The sequence below is a fragment of the Rhodanobacter sp. UC4451_H18 genome (assembly GCF_052978225.1).
Map to the genome: position 1 here is coordinate 1,155,234 of NZ_CM129663.1, position 16,429 is coordinate 1,171,662.

19 protein-coding genes are annotated in these 16,429 nt (G+C 64.2%); 8 read left to right on the top strand and 11 right to left on the bottom strand.

What is annotated here, in order from left to right; genetic code table 11:
- The first annotated feature begins 5 nt into the window (after positions 1-5).
- A complete protein-coding gene (locus tag ACVCMG_RS05460) occupies positions 6-776 on the top strand; it encodes a class I SAM-dependent methyltransferase (protein WP_447115067.1) in 771 nt (256 codons plus the stop codon).
- Positions 777-798: 22 nt separating this feature from the next.
- On the opposite strand, the gene ACVCMG_RS05465 is transcribed toward ACVCMG_RS05460, so the two are convergent.
- From ACVCMG_RS05465 to ACVCMG_RS05485, 5 genes are all read right to left on the bottom strand, one after another.
- Positions 799-1,848: a glycosyltransferase family 2 protein gene (locus ACVCMG_RS05465; RefSeq protein WP_447115068.1), complete on the bottom strand. Its 1,050-nt coding sequence runs from the start codon at positions 1,846-1,848 to the stop codon at positions 799-801.
- A 92-nt stretch (positions 1,849-1,940) separates the two neighbouring features.
- Positions 1,941-3,119 (bottom strand): glycosyltransferase family 4 protein, encoded by a 1,179-nt coding sequence (locus ACVCMG_RS05470; protein WP_447115069.1) that lies wholly within the window; start codon positions 3,117-3,119, stop codon positions 1,941-1,943.
- A 7-nt stretch (positions 3,120-3,126) separates the two neighbouring features.
- Complete coding sequence (locus tag ACVCMG_RS05475; protein ID WP_447115070.1) at positions 3,127-3,975, bottom strand: glycosyltransferase family 2 protein; 849 nt, start codon at positions 3,973-3,975, stop codon at positions 3,127-3,129.
- A 68-nt stretch (positions 3,976-4,043) separates the two neighbouring features.
- Positions 4,044-4,439 (bottom strand): PIN domain-containing protein, encoded by a 396-nt coding sequence (locus tag ACVCMG_RS05480; protein WP_447115071.1) that lies wholly within the window; start codon positions 4,437-4,439, stop codon positions 4,044-4,046.
- Positions 4,436-4,675: an AbrB/MazE/SpoVT family DNA-binding domain-containing protein gene (locus ACVCMG_RS05485; protein ID WP_395117097.1), complete on the bottom strand. Its 240-nt coding sequence runs from the start codon at positions 4,673-4,675 to the stop codon at positions 4,436-4,438. Before ACVCMG_RS05485 ends, ACVCMG_RS05480 begins: the two co-directional genes overlap by 4 nt.
- A 245-nt stretch (positions 4,676-4,920) precedes the next feature.
- On the opposite strand from ACVCMG_RS05485, the gene pilB reads away from it, so the two are divergent.
- From pilB to ACVCMG_RS05515, 6 genes are all read left to right on the top strand, one after another.
- A complete protein-coding gene (pilB, locus tag ACVCMG_RS05490; RefSeq protein ID WP_395117095.1) occupies positions 4,921-6,642 on the top strand; it encodes a type IV-A pilus assembly ATPase PilB in 1,722 nt (573 codons plus the stop codon).
- Between the two features lie 141 nt (positions 6,643-6,783).
- Complete coding sequence (locus tag ACVCMG_RS05495; RefSeq protein WP_395117093.1) at positions 6,784-8,064, top strand: type II secretion system F family protein; 1,281 nt, start codon at positions 6,784-6,786, stop codon at positions 8,062-8,064.
- 156 nt (positions 8,065-8,220) lie between these two features.
- Positions 8,221-9,078 (top strand): prepilin peptidase, encoded by an 858-nt coding sequence (locus ACVCMG_RS05500; RefSeq protein WP_447099395.1) that lies wholly within the window; start codon positions 8,221-8,223, stop codon positions 9,076-9,078.
- Complete coding sequence (gene coaE, locus ACVCMG_RS05505; protein ID WP_395117087.1) at positions 9,075-9,686, top strand: dephospho-CoA kinase; 612 nt, start codon at positions 9,075-9,077, stop codon at positions 9,684-9,686. Before ACVCMG_RS05500 ends, coaE begins: the two co-directional genes overlap by 4 nt.
- Positions 9,687-9,756: 70 nt before the next feature.
- Entirely contained in the window at positions 9,757-10,080 is a 324-nt protein-coding gene (locus ACVCMG_RS05510) for a transposase (RefSeq protein ID WP_447114653.1), read from the top strand.
- Positions 10,077-10,889, top strand: coding sequence for an IS3 family transposase (locus ACVCMG_RS05515; RefSeq protein WP_447114654.1), 813 nt, complete (start codon positions 10,077-10,079; stop codon positions 10,887-10,889). The genes ACVCMG_RS05510 and ACVCMG_RS05515 overlap by 4 nt, the downstream gene beginning before the upstream one ends.
- Before the next feature lie 52 nt (positions 10,890-10,941).
- Here the strand turns inward: ACVCMG_RS05515 and ACVCMG_RS05520 are convergent, their stop codons facing one another.
- From ACVCMG_RS05520 to ACVCMG_RS05530, 3 genes are all read right to left on the bottom strand, one after another.
- Positions 10,942-11,340 carry an NUDIX domain-containing protein gene (locus tag ACVCMG_RS05520; protein WP_447115072.1) on the bottom strand — a complete coding sequence of 133 codons (399 nt, stop codon included), beginning with the start codon at positions 11,338-11,340 and terminating at the stop codon, positions 10,942-10,944.
- Positions 11,340-11,828: a dihydrofolate reductase gene (locus ACVCMG_RS05525; protein WP_395117083.1), complete on the bottom strand. Its 489-nt coding sequence runs from the start codon at positions 11,826-11,828 to the stop codon at positions 11,340-11,342. The genes ACVCMG_RS05520 and ACVCMG_RS05525 overlap by 1 nt, the downstream gene beginning before the upstream one ends.
- 91 nt (positions 11,829-11,919) lie before the next feature.
- Positions 11,920-12,735: a thymidylate synthase gene (locus tag ACVCMG_RS05530; protein WP_447115073.1), complete on the bottom strand. Its 816-nt coding sequence runs from the start codon at positions 12,733-12,735 to the stop codon at positions 11,920-11,922.
- Between the two features lie 129 nt (positions 12,736-12,864).
- Here ACVCMG_RS05530 and ACVCMG_RS05535 point away from each other — a divergent pair, with 129 nt between their 5' ends.
- Positions 12,865-13,875, top strand: a complete 1,011-nt coding sequence (locus ACVCMG_RS05535; protein WP_395117079.1) for a TIGR00266 family protein — start codon at positions 12,865-12,867, stop codon at positions 13,873-13,875.
- Positions 13,876-13,978: 103 nt separating this feature from the next.
- On the opposite strand, the gene lgt is transcribed toward ACVCMG_RS05535, so the two are convergent.
- The 3 genes from lgt to ACVCMG_RS05550 form a co-directional block, all read right to left on the bottom strand.
- Positions 13,979-14,863: a prolipoprotein diacylglyceryl transferase gene (gene lgt, locus ACVCMG_RS05540; RefSeq protein ID WP_447105778.1), complete on the bottom strand. Its 885-nt coding sequence runs from the start codon at positions 14,861-14,863 to the stop codon at positions 13,979-13,981.
- A 191-nt stretch (positions 14,864-15,054) separates the two neighbouring features.
- The gene (locus tag ACVCMG_RS05545) at positions 15,055-15,558 is read right to left on the bottom strand and encodes a TPM domain-containing protein (RefSeq protein WP_447115074.1); all 504 of its coding nucleotides are present in this window, start codon (positions 15,556-15,558) and stop codon (positions 15,055-15,057) included.
- Between the two features lies 1 nt (position 15,559).
- Positions 15,560-16,429 (bottom strand): TPM domain-containing protein, encoded by an 870-nt coding sequence (locus tag ACVCMG_RS05550; RefSeq protein WP_395121352.1) that lies wholly within the window; start codon positions 16,427-16,429, stop codon positions 15,560-15,562.

The following is a 16,429-nucleotide window of genomic DNA, read 5'->3' on the forward strand; positions in this document are numbered from 1 at the left end:
AATCCATGAACTTCATCAAGCTCGCCAAGTACGCTCTTTCAGGTTGGCTTCCCGGCGGAAGTCGCCGATGCGTTATGTGTGGTCACCATGTTTGGCGCTTCATGCCATACATGCGCGGCTCTATAGACACGCTGGGGCTGATGCTTGCGATGGATGTCGTAGGCAGCAATCCGGACCAGTTCGAGTGCCCGCGATGTGGCGCGCACGATCGCGAACGGCACCTGCTTATGTACTTGGAAAGAGCCGGGCTGCTCGCAGACATCCACCAGAAGTCGGTGTTGCATTTCGCACCGGAGAAGCGGCTCGCCCGGCGCATCGCAGCCATCGCCCCCGCTCGATATGTGCTGTGCGATCTATATCCAAACGCCCCAGATGTACAACGTGTCGATATGCTCAGCATGCCTTTCGACGACAAGACGTTTGATCTAGTCATCGCAAACCACGTCCTAGAGCATGTGGACGACGACTTGAAAGCACTGACTGAAATCTATCGCGTGCTCAAGCCGGGCGGCCATGCCATCTTGCAAACACCGTACAGCGTGAAATTGCATCACACATGGCAGGATGCCGGCGTCGATACGGATGCCGCGCGTCTGCAGGCTTATGGACAGGCTGACCATGTGCGCCTGTTCGGACGGGACATATTTACGCGATTCACATCGGCCGGGCTGGTCTCCTGCGTGCAGCGGCACGACGACGTGCTGCCCGGCGTCGATGAAGCCTTGCTTGGCATAAATCCAAAGGAGCCGTTCTTTCTATTCCGCCGTCCAGACTGACCTGGATGAAAGTCCAGGCTAATCAATGAATGAACGGTAAGCCGTGTTTGAGTAGCATCCGCAGCTTGTGTGGGAACAAACTGAATACATTGAGGTAACCGCGCAGCGAAACTCGCCGCAAAGCCTGCTGCTGCAGGCGTCGGTCCCGCAAAGCCGAAATGCCGCTGAAAGTGGATTTGAAGGTAGGCCCGTAGATTTCGCGCCAGACCCTACCGTCACGGCGAAGCAGGGTGACTACCATGCCCTCCAGTGCCAGTTCGATCACATGGATGATCAGCAACGGCCAGACCAGCCATGTCGGTGTGCAGATGATCATTACCGCCGTCTTGTTGCGCTCACTCAAGCGGCGTCGGCGAAACGTGGTATTGAGCTTGTCACCATCGACACGATTTCCGCCGAAACTGGCGCCTTGGCGATGTCTGTAACCGCTAGACCGAAGCGCCCGCACGGGCAACCCGCGAAGACGTGCAAGGCAGCATAGATAGACATCCTCTGCCATCGATCCCATCCACTCAGGAAGCCCTCCCAGAGCAACCCACAAGCTGCGAGGAAGGAACATGCAGGCGCCTACCGTATAGGCAACGTCCAGACGCCCAAGGTCGAGATTGGGTACGGGGTTGTAGAACAGGTCGAGCAAGGATCCACGATCCACCAGAGCACCACTTGTCCAATCGTATTGGGGCACCGTCAAGATACCTTCTCGACCGAGTTCGGAAGCCGCCGAGTGGAGGGTCTCCAGCGCATCTGGCCACAATGCGGCATCATTATTCAGAAGCAGGACGAATGTGCCACGCGCGCGCTGCACCATGCGGTTGTTGCTCATGCAAAACCCAACATTTTCCTTGCTTGCTAACAGTGCAACGCTAGGGTATCGCTCCCGCAAAAATTCGACCGAACCATCGCTCGAAGCATCATCATGAACCAGGATTTCCACAGAAATGTCGCCACGTTGCGCAGCAATCGACTCCAGGCAATCTTCCAGCATGTGTTTGCCGTTGAAATTGGCGATACAAATTGAACACAGCGGATCCGGGACAGGGTCTTGAGCCTCAAAATATTCAACCAGCGCCATCTATAATTCCATCTAAAAAACGGGCAACACTGCAAAGGAAGAGCCATGAGGGCCGTATCGAAACAGTCATCCTTGCCGAGATTTCACATAATTCAGTCGCAAGTTGTTGCCCCCGTCAAATCACGGTAGACGTCCGCGTGCATCTGGCTCACATGCTTCCAACCGTAATTTTCAATACGAGCCCGTTGATCAGCTTCAAAAACATCTCTGACCGCGCCGTATGAGAGCCTGTCCAACAGACGACGAGCCAATTGCTCCACGCTACCCGGGGCAATCACCCAATCGCGACTTATAGCCAGGTCGGGGAGTCCGCCAACGTCAGTGACCAACACGGGACAGCCACTTCCGGCCGCACGACAGGCCGCACCTGATTGGCTTGCAAATATTTCGTAGGGGAACAGTGCCAGCTCCGACACTCTCAGCAAGGCATTGATCTCGTCGTCCGATATAAACCCTTCTCGAACTATGACCCGTGTCGAAGAGCCAAACAATGCGAGCTTTTCCATGACTTTCCTGGAATAGCGTCCCGAGCCCATCATGCCCGCAGCCACTCTGGACAGCACGCCACCACCACCCCTCCAAAGCCTGCCTGCGATGACCAAATCGACGTCCGGCAGAAGGTCCATGATCTGTCGCCAAGCCTCAAGCAGAATTTCAAGTCCCTTGTATTCCCTCAGATTGCCGAACATCAGGACGTAACGTCTCTCCGGGGTCAAGCACGTCTGCTCATAATCAGCGGCCTGTCGCGGTACACGGATATCGGTATTCACGCCATGTGGAATAATGCGTGCGTCACAGGGCCATCCGGCCAGCTTGCGCTTCAGAATCTTTTCGCCCCGAGCGTCGTGGACTAGCAATGTATCTGCGACACGCAGCAAGCGATGCTCCAATGCATTGAATAGCGCTAAAGGCTCATGTGGTTCGGGATTATGCACCGTAATAACAACGCGCTTGCCGGCTCCTTTTGACATAGCCGCGAGCGGCCACAAGTAGCTGGCCAACGGAGGCATCCAATGCTGCAAATGTACGATATCAGCATCATCGTGAGCAATGCGATACCACGTCCTGGGGTCGGCCCAATGAAGCTCGCCTCGATCCACAGCTCCGTAGCCCCCGGCTGGATGCAGGGCTGAAGGATAAGCAGATCGGAAGTCCACAGGCTCGACAGTCAGACCGCGGCAGGCTGAAAGACCGCTCAGTAATGCGTCACCATAAGGGCTGACGCCACGAACGGGCTGCCCGAACTGACAAACCAATTGCACTCGCGGCATGCTGCGTCTACTTCCGATATATCAAACTCGTGATCTGTTCGGACACGAGACCTATGAGGAATATCACTACCGCCGCGCTCCACAACAGCGTGCTCATGTTGGTAAGTCGGTGATAGGCGAACGCAGTGTAAGCATAATTTGCGCAACCAAGCAGGAAGAATGCCGCGCTGGCCGGCACAAAAAGCTTCAGCGGCGAATACAGCGTGGCGATCTTGAAGATGATCAGCAGGAAGCGGATGCCGTCCTTGAGCGGCCGGATGTGGCTCTTGCCGACGCGCTGGGCGGCCTTGATCGGGATGTAGGCGACCGCGTAGGCGCTGCGGAAGAAGGCCATGGTGCTGGTGGTGGGGTAGCTGAAGCCGTTGGGCAGCAGGTGCAGGAATTCGCGGAACTTGTCGGCGCGCACCGCGCGGAAACCGGAGGTGAGGTCGAGTACGGGGTGGCCCGTCATCTTGGTGGCCAGCCAGTTGTACAAGGTGTTGGCGATGCCGCGGCCCACGCCGGCCTGGCTGCCCCAGTCGCGGGCGCCCACCACCATGTCGTAGCCCCGGTTCAACTGGTCCAGCAGGCGCGCGACGTCGGCCGGGTCGTGCTGGCCGTCGCCGTCCATGAACACCAGGATCTCACCGCTGGCGGCGCGGGTGCCGCGCTTGATCGCCGCGCCGTTGCCCATCGAGTACGGCGAGGACAGGCACTGCACGCCGTGGCTTTTGCAGACGCTGCGGGTGTCGTCGGTCGAACCGTCGTCGACCACGATGATCTCGGCCTGCGGCTGCGCCGCGCGCAGTTGCGGCAGCAAGACCGCAAGCGCGGGCGCCTCGTTCTTGGCAGGCAGGATGATGCTGAGCTGGTTCAAGATCGGGCTCCCCGGTAAAGGGGGATCATAGCGTGAAGGTTGGCCGAGGACTGCCGGTGAGTGCGAAGTCAGGCAATCAAGCTCATGCCCGCAAACTTGGCCGCGGCGCGGTCAAAGGTCATGGTGCGTTCGCAGCCAGCCGAGGCGGCGGAGCTGGCGATCAGACAATCCGCCAAATCTGCCTTGGTTGCGCGGCAGGCGCGCAGCGCTTTCCATACCAGACTGGCACGCTCTACTCGCAGCTCCTTGATTGTCAGTATGGATTCGATCGCCGCAAGCACCTCGGTGCGCTGCAAACCATAGGCAGCGCCCAATACCCAACCCAACTCGACGATGGACATCAGTGCTATCCAGCCCGGCGCATCGACAGTCAGGCTTTCGAGCAAGACGGAAGCCTTGCTCGCCTGCGCAGCGTCATCTTGCATGATGTAGCGAACCAGCACGTTGGTATCGAGGCCGATCATTTGCCTGCCGCAGCCGCCGCGATCGCCGCGTTCATCTGCTCGATTGTCATGCTCTTTCGTGGCTTGCCGAACATGCCCTTGAGCGCCCGTATCGGCCGCGTTGCGGCAACAAATTCGTACCGACCCGGCTCAATCTCCACAAACTCGATTCGATCGCCCGTACGCACCTGCATCGCCTCTCGCACGGCTGCAGGGATGGTGATCTGGCCCTTGCTGGTGATGGTGGACGTCGACATGGCTGCCTCCTTTTTCCTTACCGTACTGTAAGGAACCGGGAGCCAACCTGCAAATGCCCACACGACAGCCTGGCGCGATCCGTGCTTACGCTTGGACCAAAGCCGCCTTTGCGCCCCGGCGGCGATCGGACTATCCAGCTTGTGCGCCGCATCACCCTACCGGGACTCCGGCTGCAGGCAAAGGATGACCTGAGCGCCAGACTGCGGTAGATTCAACCACATACGGGGAAAGGGTCACGTAAGTTATGTCATCGCAACCGCAACCGTCGCTCGCAGGCCTGACCGGCATGGCGCGCCGCCTGGTGTCCGAAGGGCTGCTGCCCGAGGATGACGTTCGCAAGGCGATGGTCGACAGCACGCAACGCAAGGTGTCGCTGGGCGCGTGGCTGCTGGATCACAACCTGGTCGAGAACGCGCAGCTGACGCGGGTGCTGTCGCTCGAGTTCGGCATGCCGATGATGGACGTGACCTCCCTCAACCCGACCACGATGCCGCTGGACCTGATCAGCGAGGCGCTGATGACCAAGCATCAGGCGCTGCCGCTGTTCCGGCGCGGCAAGCGCCTGTTCGTTGGCATCGCCGACCCGACCCAGTCGCACGCGCTGGACGAGATCAAGTTCCATTCCAATTGCCTGGTCGAGCCGATCCTTGTCGAGCGCAGTTCGCTGCAGCGGACGATCGAGAACCTGTTGAACTCCATGCGCGACAACATGCCGGACATGGATACCGGCGAGTTCGACGAGCTGGATCTGGAGGTGGGCAGCGACGAGGCCGAATCCACCGGCATCGACGCCAATGCCACGGACGACGCCCCGGTGGTGAAGTTCGTCAACAAGATCCTGGTCGACGCGATTCGCCGCGGCGCCTCGGACATCCATTTCGAACCGTTCGAAACCCAGTACCGGGTGCGCCTGCGCATGGACGGCATGTTGAAGGCCGTGGCCAGCCCGCCGATGAAGATGGCCAATCGGATCTCCTCGCGCCTGAAGGTGATGGCGCAGCTGGACATCGCCGAGAAGCGCGTGCCGCAGGACGGCCGCATCAAGCTCAACCTCTCCAAGACCCGCGCGATCGACTTTCGCGTCAGCTCGCTGCCGACGCTGTTCGGCGAGAAGATCGTGCTGCGTATCCTCGACGGTTCGGCGGCCAGGATCGGCATCGAGAAACTGGGCTACGAGCCGGAGCAGCAGAAGCTCTACGTCGATGCGATCCACAAGCCTTACGGCATGGTGCTGGTCACCGGCCCCACCGGCTCGGGCAAGACGGTGTCGCTGTACACCGGCCTGAACATGCTCAACACCGCCGAGCGCAACATCTCCACGGTGGAGGACCCGGTCGAAATCCGCGTCGAGGGCATCAACCAGGTGCAGCAGAACGCCAAGCGCGGCATGACCTTCGCCAGCGCATTGCGTTCGTTCCTTCGCCAGGACCCGGACGTGATCATGGTCGGCGAAATCCGTGACCTGGAAACCGCCGAGATCGCGATCAAGGCCGCGCAGACCGGCCACATGGTGCTGTCCACCCTGCACACCAACGACGCGGCGCAGACGATCGCGCGCCTGATGAACATGGGCATCGCGCCCTACAACATCACCTCGTCGGTGACCCTGATCATCGCCCAGCGCCTGGCCCGGCGCCTGCACGAATGCAAGAAGCCGATCGAGCTGCCGCCGAAGGTGCTGCTGGATGCCGGCTTCAGCCAGGCCGACATCGACGCCGGCCTGACCATCTACCAGGCCGTGGGTTGCGAGGGCTGCAACGAGGGCTACAAGGGCCGCGTGGGCATCTACCAGGTGATGCCGATGCTGGAGGATATCCAGAAGATCATCCTGCAGGGCGGCAATGCGATGCAGATCGCCGAAGTGGCCAAGGCCGCCGGAGTCAACGACCTGCGCGCCTCGGCCCTGCTCAAGGTGAAGCAGGGGCTGACCAGTCTCACCGAGATCGACCGGGTGACCAAGGAATGACGCCCGGCGGGGCTGCAGCGCTGCGGAACTTGCGCAAGGCGCCACGGTTTGCAGCGCCGAAAATGACCTAAGCTGTAGAAAATGACTTGCCAGCCGGCCTGCGCGCCGGCTTCGAGATCGAACCATCGGGGGAAGATGCGCATGGCCACGGCTACCGCAACCGCAAAAGCAAGGGCAGACAAGACGCGTGCGCTCGGCGCCCAGCGGGCCGAGGTCAGTCAACTGACCACTTACGAATGGGTGGCGCTGGACAAGCGCGGCAAGCGCATGAAGGGCGACATGCCCGCCAAGAACGCCTCGCTGGTCAAGGCCGAGTTGCGCCGCCAGGGCATGAACCCGCAAACCGTGCGCGAACGGGCCAAGCCGCTGTTCGGCGCCTCCGGCAGCACGATCAAGCCGGGCGACGTGGCGATCTTCAGCCGCCAGATCGCCACCATGATGGCTTCCGGCGTGCCGATGGTGCAGTCCTTCGACATCATCGCCGACGGTCAGAAGAACGTCCGCTTCAAGAACGTGCTGCTCGACGTCAAGCAGAACATCGAGGGCGGCGCCTCGCTGCACGAGGCGCTGGGCCGCTACCCGGTGCAGTTCGACGAGCTGTACTGCAACCTGGTGCATGCCGGCGAAACCTCGGGCGTGCTGGACACCGTGCTGGACACGGTGGCCACCTACAAGGAACGCACCGAGGCGATCAAGAAGAAGATCAAGAAGGCGCTGTTCTACCCGATGATGGTGCTGGCGGTGGTGTTCATCGTCATCCTGATCATGCTGCTGTTCGTGGTGCCGGTGTTCGCCAAGACCTTCCAGGACGCGGGCGCGCAGTTGCCCGCGCCGACCCAGTTCCTGGTCGACGCCTCGGAGTTCATGCAGGGCTACTGGTACATCGTGGTGGGCATCATCGTCGGCAGCATCGCCGCCATCGTCATCGGCAAGAAGCGCTCGCCGAAGTTCGCCCACTTCCTGGATCGCCTCGCGCTGAAAATGCCCGTGATGGGCGACATCGTGCGCAACTCCGCGATCGCCCGCTTCGCTCGCACGCTGGGCGTCACCTTCCGCGCCGGCGTGCCGCTGGTGGAAGCCCTGGATGCCGTGGCCGGTGCCACCGGCAGCATCGTCTACGGCGACGCCGTGCGACAGATGCGCGACGACATCTCGGTCGGCCACCAGTTGCAGCTGGCCATGAAACAGACCGGCCTGTTCCCCAACATGGTGGTACAGATGACCGGCATCGGCGAGGAGTCCGGCTCGCTGGACAGCATGCTGTTCAAGGTCGCCGAGTTCTACGAGGAAGAGGTCAGCAACGCGGTGGACACCCTCTCCACCCTGCTCGAACCCCTCATCATGGTGGTGCTGGGCACCCTGGTCGGCGGCATCGTGATCGCGCTGTACCTGCCGATCTTCAAGCTGGCCGGCACGTTCTAGAGCGCTCGAAACAAAAAGCGGCGGGCAGTGCCCGCCCTACGGCGTGATATCTCGTAGGGCGGGCACTGCCCGCCGCTTTCGTTTGTGGGCGGCGCCCCGGCACCGTACCCTTGAACCCTGCCCCGCCCGGGGACCATGAACGCACAAGGCCAACGCATGCCCGAACTACCCCTCGCCGTCTGGATCGCCCTCGCCGCCGTGCTCGGCCTGCTGGTGGGCAGTTTCCTCAACGTGGTGATCCTGCGCCTGCCCGAGCGCATGACCGCAAGCTGGCGCCGGGAGGCGCGCGAGGTGCTGGAGTTGCCGGCGGATGACGCGCCGCTGCCGCCGGGTATCGTGCGCGAGCCTTCGCACTGCCCGCATTGCAAGCATCCGTTGTCGGCGGCCGACAACATTCCGCTGTTCGGCTGGCTGCTGCTGCGCGGACGCTGCCGCTATTGCAAGGCGAAGATCTCGATCCAGTATCCGCTGGTGGAACTGTTCAGCGGCGTGCTGAGCGCGCTGGTGGTCTGGAAATTCGGACCGTCCTGGACCGCGCTGGCAGGATTGGTGTTCACCTGGGTGCTGATCGCCGCGGCCGGCATCGACTTCCGCACGCAGTTGCTGCCGGACCAGTTGACCCTGCCGCTGCTGTGGCTTGGCATGGTGCTGTCGCTGATCCCGCTGTTCGCCAGCGCGCCTTCGGCGATCATCGGTGCGGCGATCGGCTACCTGAGCCTGTGGAGCGTCTACTGGGCGTTCAAGCTGCTCACCGGCAAGGAAGGCATGGGCCACGGCGACTTCAAGTTGCTGGCGGCGCTGGGCGCGTGGATGGGGCCGGTGGCCCTGCTGCCGGTGATCCTGCTGTCGTCGCTGATCGGCGCCCTGGTCGGCGGCAGCCTGATCGCGTTGCGCAGGCACGGGCGCGAGATCCCGATGCCGTTCGGACCGTTCCTGGCCGCCGCCGGCTGGGTGTGGTTCATGGCCGGTCCCCAGTTGCTGCAGGGCTACATGCACTTCACCGGCCTGCGATGAGCGGCGGGCCGCGCCTCGTGGTGGCGTTGACCGGCGGCGTGGCCGCCGGCAAGAGCGCGGTGACGCGGCGCTTCGAGGCGCTCGGCGTGCCGGTGCATGACGCCGACGTGGCTGCCCGCGAGGTGATCGCACCCGGCAGCGAAGGCCTTGCCGAGGTGGTTGCCACATTCGGGGCGGACGTGCTGGGCGACCGCGGCGAGCTGGATCGTCCCTCGATGCGCCGGCGCGTCTTCGCCGATCCCGCCGCGCGGCGCAGGCTGGAAGCCATCATCCACCCGCGCGTGCGTGCCTGGTTGCGCGAACGCGCGCAGAGCGGGAGCGCGCCGTATTGCCTGCTGGCGATCCCGCTGCTGGCGGAGAACATCGCGCAGTACCGCTGGGTCGACCGCGTACTGGTGGTCGATGTCCCCGAGTCCGTGCAACTGGCCCGCCTGATCGCCCGCGACGGCGTCGACGAGGCCCTGGCACGGCGCATGATCGAGCAGCAAGCCACTCGCGCCGAGCGCCTCGCCCTCGCGGACGACGTGATCGACAACAGCGGCGACGAAAGCGCGCTGGATCAGCCCGTGGCCGAACTGCATCAGCGGTACCTGGCACTGGCACTGTAGGAGCGTACCTGAAGTGGCCGGGTATTTCCGGACCACCCGATAGGAGCGAAACTCTCCTTCGAGGTGAATCATGGGACATCGGAAAATAGAGGCTTCCATCAAGGCGGAGGCCGTGCGTTTGGTGGTGGAGGCGGACTATTCGACGCCGCGCGCCGCCCAGATCATGGGAGTTGGCCCCACGGCGCTACGCCGTTGGGTCGAGGCTTGGCGCGAGCGGGAGGCGCGGATGCCGACCACCGTGGCCGAGCAGCGGCTCCTCATCGAGCAGTTGCAGGCGCAGTTGAAAGCGTCCGAAGAAGCGCGTTGCACCCTGACACAGGAGCGCGACCTGCTAAAAAAATCGTTGCCCTCTCACCTCGTCGCGCTGTTTCAACGCAAGCGCTCGACGCGGTGAGAGGGGAACTGTCGGTTCGGCAAACCCATGCGTTGCTGGGTTGGCCACGCAGCCGTTATTACGCCGCCACGCCGCCGCCAGCGGTAGTGGACGACACCGTGGCGCAGGAGGTGCAGCGCATCCGTCGCCGTAGCCGTGGCAGCTGCGGCGCGCGCACGTTGTCGCATGGGCTTCGCCGAGCCGGCCTGGACGTGGGCCGCGAGCGGGCGGCCACGGTCATGCGCCTGATGAACCTCACGGCGAAGAAGAAGCGCTTCAAACACTACAGCCGCAACACCAAGCCGGCCCCGGCCGAGAACCTCTTGAACCGCCAGTTCGACCCGGGCCGTCCGAACCAGGTATGGGCGGGCGACATCACCTACATCCCGACGCGTCAGGGCTGGCTTTACCTGGCCATCGTGGTCGACCTGTTTTCCCGCCGGATCATCGGTTGGGCCACGAGCGCCGTCGCCGACACCCGCCTCGCGCTGGCAGCGAGCGAGCTGGCGTTTGCCACCCGCATGCCCGGCGCTGGCGTCATGATGCATTCGGACCAGGGTTGCCAGTACACCTCGGACCTCTTTGTCACCCATCTGCAGCAGCACGGCGCCGTGCAGAGCATGAGTCGCAAGGGCAATTGCTGGGACAACGCCGTGGTCGAGCGCATCTTTCGCAGCCTGAAACAGGAATGGGTCGACGAGCCGTATGCCACACGAAAGCACGCCAGCCACGACGTCATCGACTACGTCGCCAACTACTACAACCATCAACGCTTACACTCGACACTCTGCTACCGCCCGCCCGCCGAGTTTGAGGCGATAGCGGCTTGACGCTCCTATCTCGTGGTTTGAAAAAAGCCGGCCACTTCAACCCTGTGCGCTCCTACAACGGCGCCGTCAGCTCCGCCAGAATCACCCGGTCCGCGGGAGCGAGGATCATCGGGTCGACGCTTGCCGGCAGCATCCACTGCAACGGCTGTGCTTCGAGCGAACGGGGTTCCCCGCGCCACGACGAGACGCGCCAGGCATCGAGCAGCAGCTCCCGTTCCTCGTATCGCCACGGCAAGCAGACCAAGGGCTCGGCGTCGCGCACGTGGATGCCCAGCTCTTCCAGCAGTTCACGCGCCAGTGCCGCCAGCGGTGTCTCGCCGGCTTCGAGCTTGCCGCCGGGGAACTCCCAGAATCCCGCCAGATGCTTGCCTGCCGGGCGCTGCGCCAGCAGCACGCAACCATTGTCGTCCAGCAGGACGCCAGCCATCACGTGCATGACCGTTGCGGGCATCACGCGTTGCGCAGGTACTCGACCATGTCGAAGTCGTAGGCGTGCTCGGCATCGGCCTTGTGGTGCACGCGCGAGACTTCAGTCCAATCGCTGAAGTGCACGCCGGGGAAGAACGTGTCGGCACCGTCGATGGCTGCGCTGACCCAGGTCAGGTACATCCGCCGCGCGTTGGGCAAGGCCTCGGCGAACACCATGCCGCCGCCGATCACCATCAGGCCGGTGTTGCTGCAACGCGCCTGCGCCTCCTCGATCGAGCGCACGGTGATCTGGCCGGGAAACGGCGCCTCATGGCGGCGGGTGAGGACCATGTTGACCCGGTCCGGCAGCGCGCGGCCGATCGAGACGGCGGTGTTGTAGCCCATCAGCACATTCTTGCCGACGGTCAGCTGCTTGAACCAGCGCAGATCGTCCGGCAGGTGCCATGGCAGTTGGCCCTTGCGGCCGATCGCGAAGTTTTCATCGAGTGCGGCAATGAGCGAGATGGCCATGGGAAATCCTTGCAATCGTGATCATCGAAAAGGCGGCCACTCGGGCGCCGCGGGATGTCTGGAATCTTAGCAGGCCGCGCCGCGCACGGAATCAGACCGCCACCGCGGCCTTGATCGCCGGGTGCGATTGGTAGCCTTCGATCGCGATGTCCTCGTAACGGAAATCGAACACCGAGCGCACCTCGGGATTGAGCACCAGCCGCGGCAGCGGCAGCGGCTCGCGACTCAGCTGCAAGCGTGCCTGCTCGACATGGTTGTCGTACAAATGGGCGTCACCCAGGGTATGCACGAAATCGCCCACGGCCAGGCCGCAGACCTGCGCAATCATGTGCGTGAGCAACGCGTAACTCGCGATGTTGAACGGCACGCCGAGGAAGATGTCGCCCGAACGCTGGTAGAGCTGGCAGCTGAGCCTGGCAGCCTGTCCCGGGCCCGTCGGAGGGGCCACGTAGAACTGGAACAGCGTGTGGCACGGCATCAGCGCCATCTTCGGCAACTCGCCGACGTTCCAGGCACTGACGATCAACCGCCGCGAATCGGGGTTGCGCCTGATTTCGTCCACCACCCAGGAAATCTGGTCGATCGTGCCGCCGTCGATCGTCGGCCACGCGCGCCACTGCTGACCATAGACCGGGCCGAGATCGCCGTTGGCGTCGGCCCACTCGTCCCAGATGCGCACACCGTGTTCCTTGAGGTAGGCGATGTTGGTGTCGCCACGCAGGAACCAGATCAGCTCGTGCACGATCGACTTGATGTGCAGCTTCTTGGTGGTGACCAGCGGAAAACCCTGCGCAAGGTCGAACCGCATCTGCCAGCCGAACACGCTGCGCGTGCCGGTGCCGGTGCGGTCGGCCTTGGGGGTGCCGTGGTCGAGGACGTGGCGGAGCAGGTCGAGGTATGGATGCATCGGCCAAGTATAGGTAGGAGCGCACCCTGTGCGCGATGCTCTTCGAGGCACGGCACAAGAGCATCGCGCACAAGGTGCACTCCTGCAGGGGCCACGGCTAGACTCTGGCTTTTCCGCACGGAGACGGTCATGGCAGCGTGGTTTTTCAGCTACGGCAAGAATACCGAACGCGTCGGCCCGCTGGATGACGCCGCCGCGATGGCTCAGGCCCGGCGCCAGCCGGACGGCTATTGCTGGCGCGAAGGTTTCACCGAGTGGAAGGCGATCCGCAGCGTGGCCGAACTGGGCGCGGCGATGGGTCCGCCGCCGGTGCCGGCGACGCTGGGCAGCGGACGCGCCGACGAGATCGACTACACGATCGTGGGCACGGACATGCAGTTCGTCGAGATCGAACTCGATCCGGGCGAAAGCGCGATCGCCGAGGCCGGCGCGCTGATGTACAAGGAGGCCGGCGTGCAGATGGATACCGTGTTCGGCGACGGCTCCAGCGGCGGCCAGAGCGGCGGCGGCCTGATGGACAAGCTGCTTTCCGCCGGCAAGCGCGTGATCACCGGCGAGAGCCTGTTCACCACGGTGTTCACCCACCGCGGCCAGGGCAAGGCCAGGGTCGCCTTCGCCGCGCCCTACCCCGGCACCGTGCTGGCGATGAAACTCTCCGACCACGGCGGCCGGCTGATCTGCCAGAAGGACGCGTTCCTGGCCGGCGCGCGCGGCGTGCAACTGGGCATCTTCTTCCAGCGCAAGATCCTCACCGGCCTGTTCGGCGGCGAAGGCTTCATCATGCAGAAGCTCGAAGGCGACGGCTGGGTATTCGTGCATGCCGGCGGCACCATGATCAAACGCGAGCTGGCCGCCGGCGAACGGCTGGACGTGGACACCGGCTGCGTGGTGGCTTTCCACGACACCGTGGACATGGACGTGAAAGCGGTCGGCGGCATCAAGAGCATGCTGTTCGGCGGCGAGGGCGTGTTCCTGGCCACGCTGACCGGCCCGGGCACGGTGTGGCTGCAATCACTGCCGTTCTCGCGACTGGCCGGTCGCATGCTGGCAGCCGCGCCGCAGGGCGGCGGGCAACGTCGCGGCGAAGGCTCGATCCTCGGCGGCCTGGGCGACATCCTGGGCGGCGACCGCAACTTCTGACGTCGCTCGCGGGGAGGACAATACCCATCATTGTCGTGCCGGGGAACAGCCGGCGGGCAATGCCCGCCGCATGCGCGTCAAGAAGCGGCGGGCGGTACCCGCCCTACGAGGGATTGGCCAGCGGCAACGTGGGCGCGCGGCGGGACATGGCGATCAGCACCAGCCCGACCGCGATCAGCGGCAGCGACTGCATCTGTCCCATCGTCACCCAGTCGGTGCCGAACAGATAGCCCAGTTGCGCGTCGGGCACGCGCACGAACTCCACCGCGAAGCGGAACACGCCATACAGCAGCGCGAACAAACCCGACACCAGATAACGCGGACGCGGTTTCAGCGACACCAGCCACAGCACCACGAACATCACCACGCCTTCAAGGCACAGTTCGTAGAGCTGCGAGGGATGTCGGGTCAGCCCGCCGAACTGCTGCAGCTGCGGCAGCCAGGCCGGGTGCGCCGTGGCCCAGGCGATGTCCTCGGCCTGTGCGCCGGGGAAAATCATCGCCCATGCATGGTGCGCGGGTTTGCCCCACAGTTCGCCGTTGATGAAGTTGCCGAGCCGTCCCAGGCCCAGTCCGAGCGGCACCAGCGGAGCCACGAAATCCACCGTGTCGAAGAAGTGCAGCGCGTTGCGCCGCGACCACCACCAGCCTGCGGCGAGCACGCCGAGCAGACCGCCGTGGAAGCTCATGCCGCCATCCCACACCTTGAAAAGCACCAGCGGCTCGCGCCAGATCCAGCCGATACCGCCCTCGTAATAGAACAGCATGTACCAGATGCGCCCGCCCACGATGACGCCCAGCATGCCGTAGAACAGCAAGTCGCCCAGCGCGTCGCGGCTCACCGGCAGGCGTCCGCGGCGGCGCCGGTATTCGCCCAGCACGGCGACGAAGAGGAAGCCCAGCAGATACATCAGGCCGTACCAGTGCACCTGCACCGGACCGACATGGAAGGCGACCGGATCGAATTGGGCGACAAAAGGCTGCGACATGCGGAAGGGGCCGATCGGGCAAAGGCCAAGTGTAGCGTCACGCAAGGATTCGGAAAGATGCCGCGGGCGCAGGCACGCAGGAGCCCGCTCGCGGGCGATGCTCTTGTCTCGGACCAGGGATCTGCAAAAGCATCGCCCGCGAGCGGGCTCCTACGAGTGCCGGTCTGGCCCCGGGACACGCCCGCGCGCGTTCACAGCAACACCGGCCGATCCGGCAGCTCGTCGGGATTGGCCTTGTCGTGGGCGGGAAAGTGCTGCAGCAGCAGGGCGTGGGTGGCGGCGATGCCGCCCAGGCTGCCTTCGCGCCATTCGCCGTTTGCGTAGTGGTTGCGCATGGTGGTGCAGATGCCGGCCCATGCCGCCGGTGACACGCGTGCGGCAATGCCGCGGTCGGCAACGATCTCGATGCGATGCTCGGCCAGCAGCACGTACAGCAGCACGCCGCTGCTGTGCTCGGTGTCCCACACGCGCAGCTGGCTGAACAGCTGGCGCGCGCGGATGGCTGCGTCAAGTCCGCCCAGTACGGCCAGCGGGTGGAGTCGCGATTCGATGGCCACGCGCACTTCGCCGTGGTGACCGCGTTCGCCGGCGGCGATGGCAGCCGTGATCTCGTCCAGCAAGCTGGCGGGAAAACGCCGCCGCAGCTGGAACCAGCCCTCGAACGTGTTTGCCAGCACTCGTTGCATGCGCGTCATGTCACCAGCTCCCCGAGGCACCGCCGCCGCCGAAGCTGCCGCCGCCTCCGCTGAAACCTCCGCCGCCGAAACCTCCGCCGCCGAAGCCGCCGCCGCCGAAGCCACCGAAACCGCCCCAGCCGCCACCGCCGATCGAGCGCCCGCCGCCGGAAGGCAGCAGCATCACGATGCCGCCCACCACCGCGCCGAGCACGCCGGCGCCGACGGAAACCAGCAGCCACAACAGGCCGCCAATCAGCGCGCCGCCCAGCGGCACCCGTACCAGCGCATGCGCCCGGCCCAGCACGCCGCGCAGGAAGATCGCGGCGAACAACGCGATCATCAACATGCCTTGCAGCCCGAGGCCGCGATCCTCGCGCGGCGCCCCTTCCACCGGTGGCGGCAATGGCTCGCCGTCAATCAGCTGGGTCAGCGCGCCGACGGCGTCGTGGATGCCGCCGAAATAGTCGCCCGTGCGGAACTTCGGCGCGATGTACTCGCGGATGATGCGCGCGTTCGCGGCGTCGGGGATCGCGCCCTCCAGGCCATAACCGACCTCGATGCGCACGCGCCGGTCGTTCTTGGCGACGAGCAGCAGGACGCCGTCATCGGTGCCCTTGCGGCCGATCTTGTTGGCTTCGGCGACCGCCAGCGAGTACTCCTCGATCGGCTGCTCGCCGGTGCTGCCCACCATCAGCACCACCAGTTGCGCACCCTTGGCCTTTTCCAGCGCCACCAGTTGCGCGTCGAGCTGGTCGACCTGGGCCGCGTTGAGCGTGCCGGTGAGATCGGTGACGTGCCGCGCCAGTTGCGGCACCGCCGCCGCCTGCAGCGCCGCCGGCAGGCACAGCAGCAACGCCAGCAGCGGCAGCAGCGGCAGCAGGCGGCGGAT

Excerpts from the sequence above, each read along its gene's own strand:
- ACVCMG_RS05480 (WP_447115071.1), bottom strand. The coding sequence starts at position 4,439 with ATGATCGGCCTCGATACCAACGTGCTGGTTCGCTACATCATGCAAGAT.
- ACVCMG_RS05465 (WP_447115068.1), bottom strand. The coding sequence starts at position 1,848 with ATGGCGCTGGTTGAATATTTTGAGGCTCAAGACCCTGTCCCGGATCCG.
- pilB (WP_395117095.1), top strand. The coding sequence starts at position 4,921 with ATGTCATCGCAACCGCAACCGTCGCTCGCAGGCCTGACCGGCATGGCG.
- ACVCMG_RS05470 (WP_447115069.1), bottom strand. The coding sequence starts at position 3,119 with ATGCCGCGAGTGCAATTGGTTTGTCAGTTCGGGCAGCCCGTTCGTGGC.
- ACVCMG_RS05485 (WP_395117097.1), bottom strand. The coding sequence starts at position 4,675 with ATGTCGACGTCCACCATCACCAGCAAGGGCCAGATCACCATCCCTGCA.
- lgt (WP_447105778.1), bottom strand. The coding sequence starts at position 14,863 with ATGTCGCAGCCTTTTGTCGCCCAATTCGATCCGGTCGCCTTCCATGTC.
- ACVCMG_RS05525 (WP_395117083.1), bottom strand. The coding sequence starts at position 11,828 with ATGGCCATCTCGCTCATTGCCGCACTCGATGAAAACTTCGCGATCGGC.
- ACVCMG_RS05545 (WP_447115074.1), bottom strand. The coding sequence starts at position 15,558 with ATGACGCGCATGCAACGAGTGCTGGCAAACACGTTCGAGGGCTGGTTC.
- coaE (WP_395117087.1), top strand. The coding sequence starts at position 9,075 with ATGAGCGGCGGGCCGCGCCTCGTGGTGGCGTTGACCGGCGGCGTGGCC.
- ACVCMG_RS05535 (WP_395117079.1), top strand. The coding sequence starts at position 12,865 with ATGGCAGCGTGGTTTTTCAGCTACGGCAAGAATACCGAACGCGTCGGC.
- ACVCMG_RS05520 (WP_447115072.1), bottom strand. The coding sequence starts at position 11,340 with ATGCCCGCAACGGTCATGCACGTGATGGCTGGCGTCCTGCTGGACGAC.
- ACVCMG_RS05500 (WP_447099395.1), top strand. The coding sequence starts at position 8,221 with ATGCCCGAACTACCCCTCGCCGTCTGGATCGCCCTCGCCGCCGTGCTC.
- ACVCMG_RS05510 (WP_447114653.1), top strand. The coding sequence starts at position 9,757 with ATGGGACATCGGAAAATAGAGGCTTCCATCAAGGCGGAGGCCGTGCGT.
- ACVCMG_RS05495 (WP_395117093.1), top strand. The coding sequence starts at position 6,784 with ATGGCCACGGCTACCGCAACCGCAAAAGCAAGGGCAGACAAGACGCGT.
- ACVCMG_RS05530 (WP_447115073.1), bottom strand. The coding sequence starts at position 12,735 with ATGCATCCATACCTCGACCTGCTCCGCCACGTCCTCGACCACGGCACC.
- ACVCMG_RS05460 (WP_447115067.1), top strand. The coding sequence starts at position 6 with ATGAACTTCATCAAGCTCGCCAAGTACGCTCTTTCAGGTTGGCTTCCC.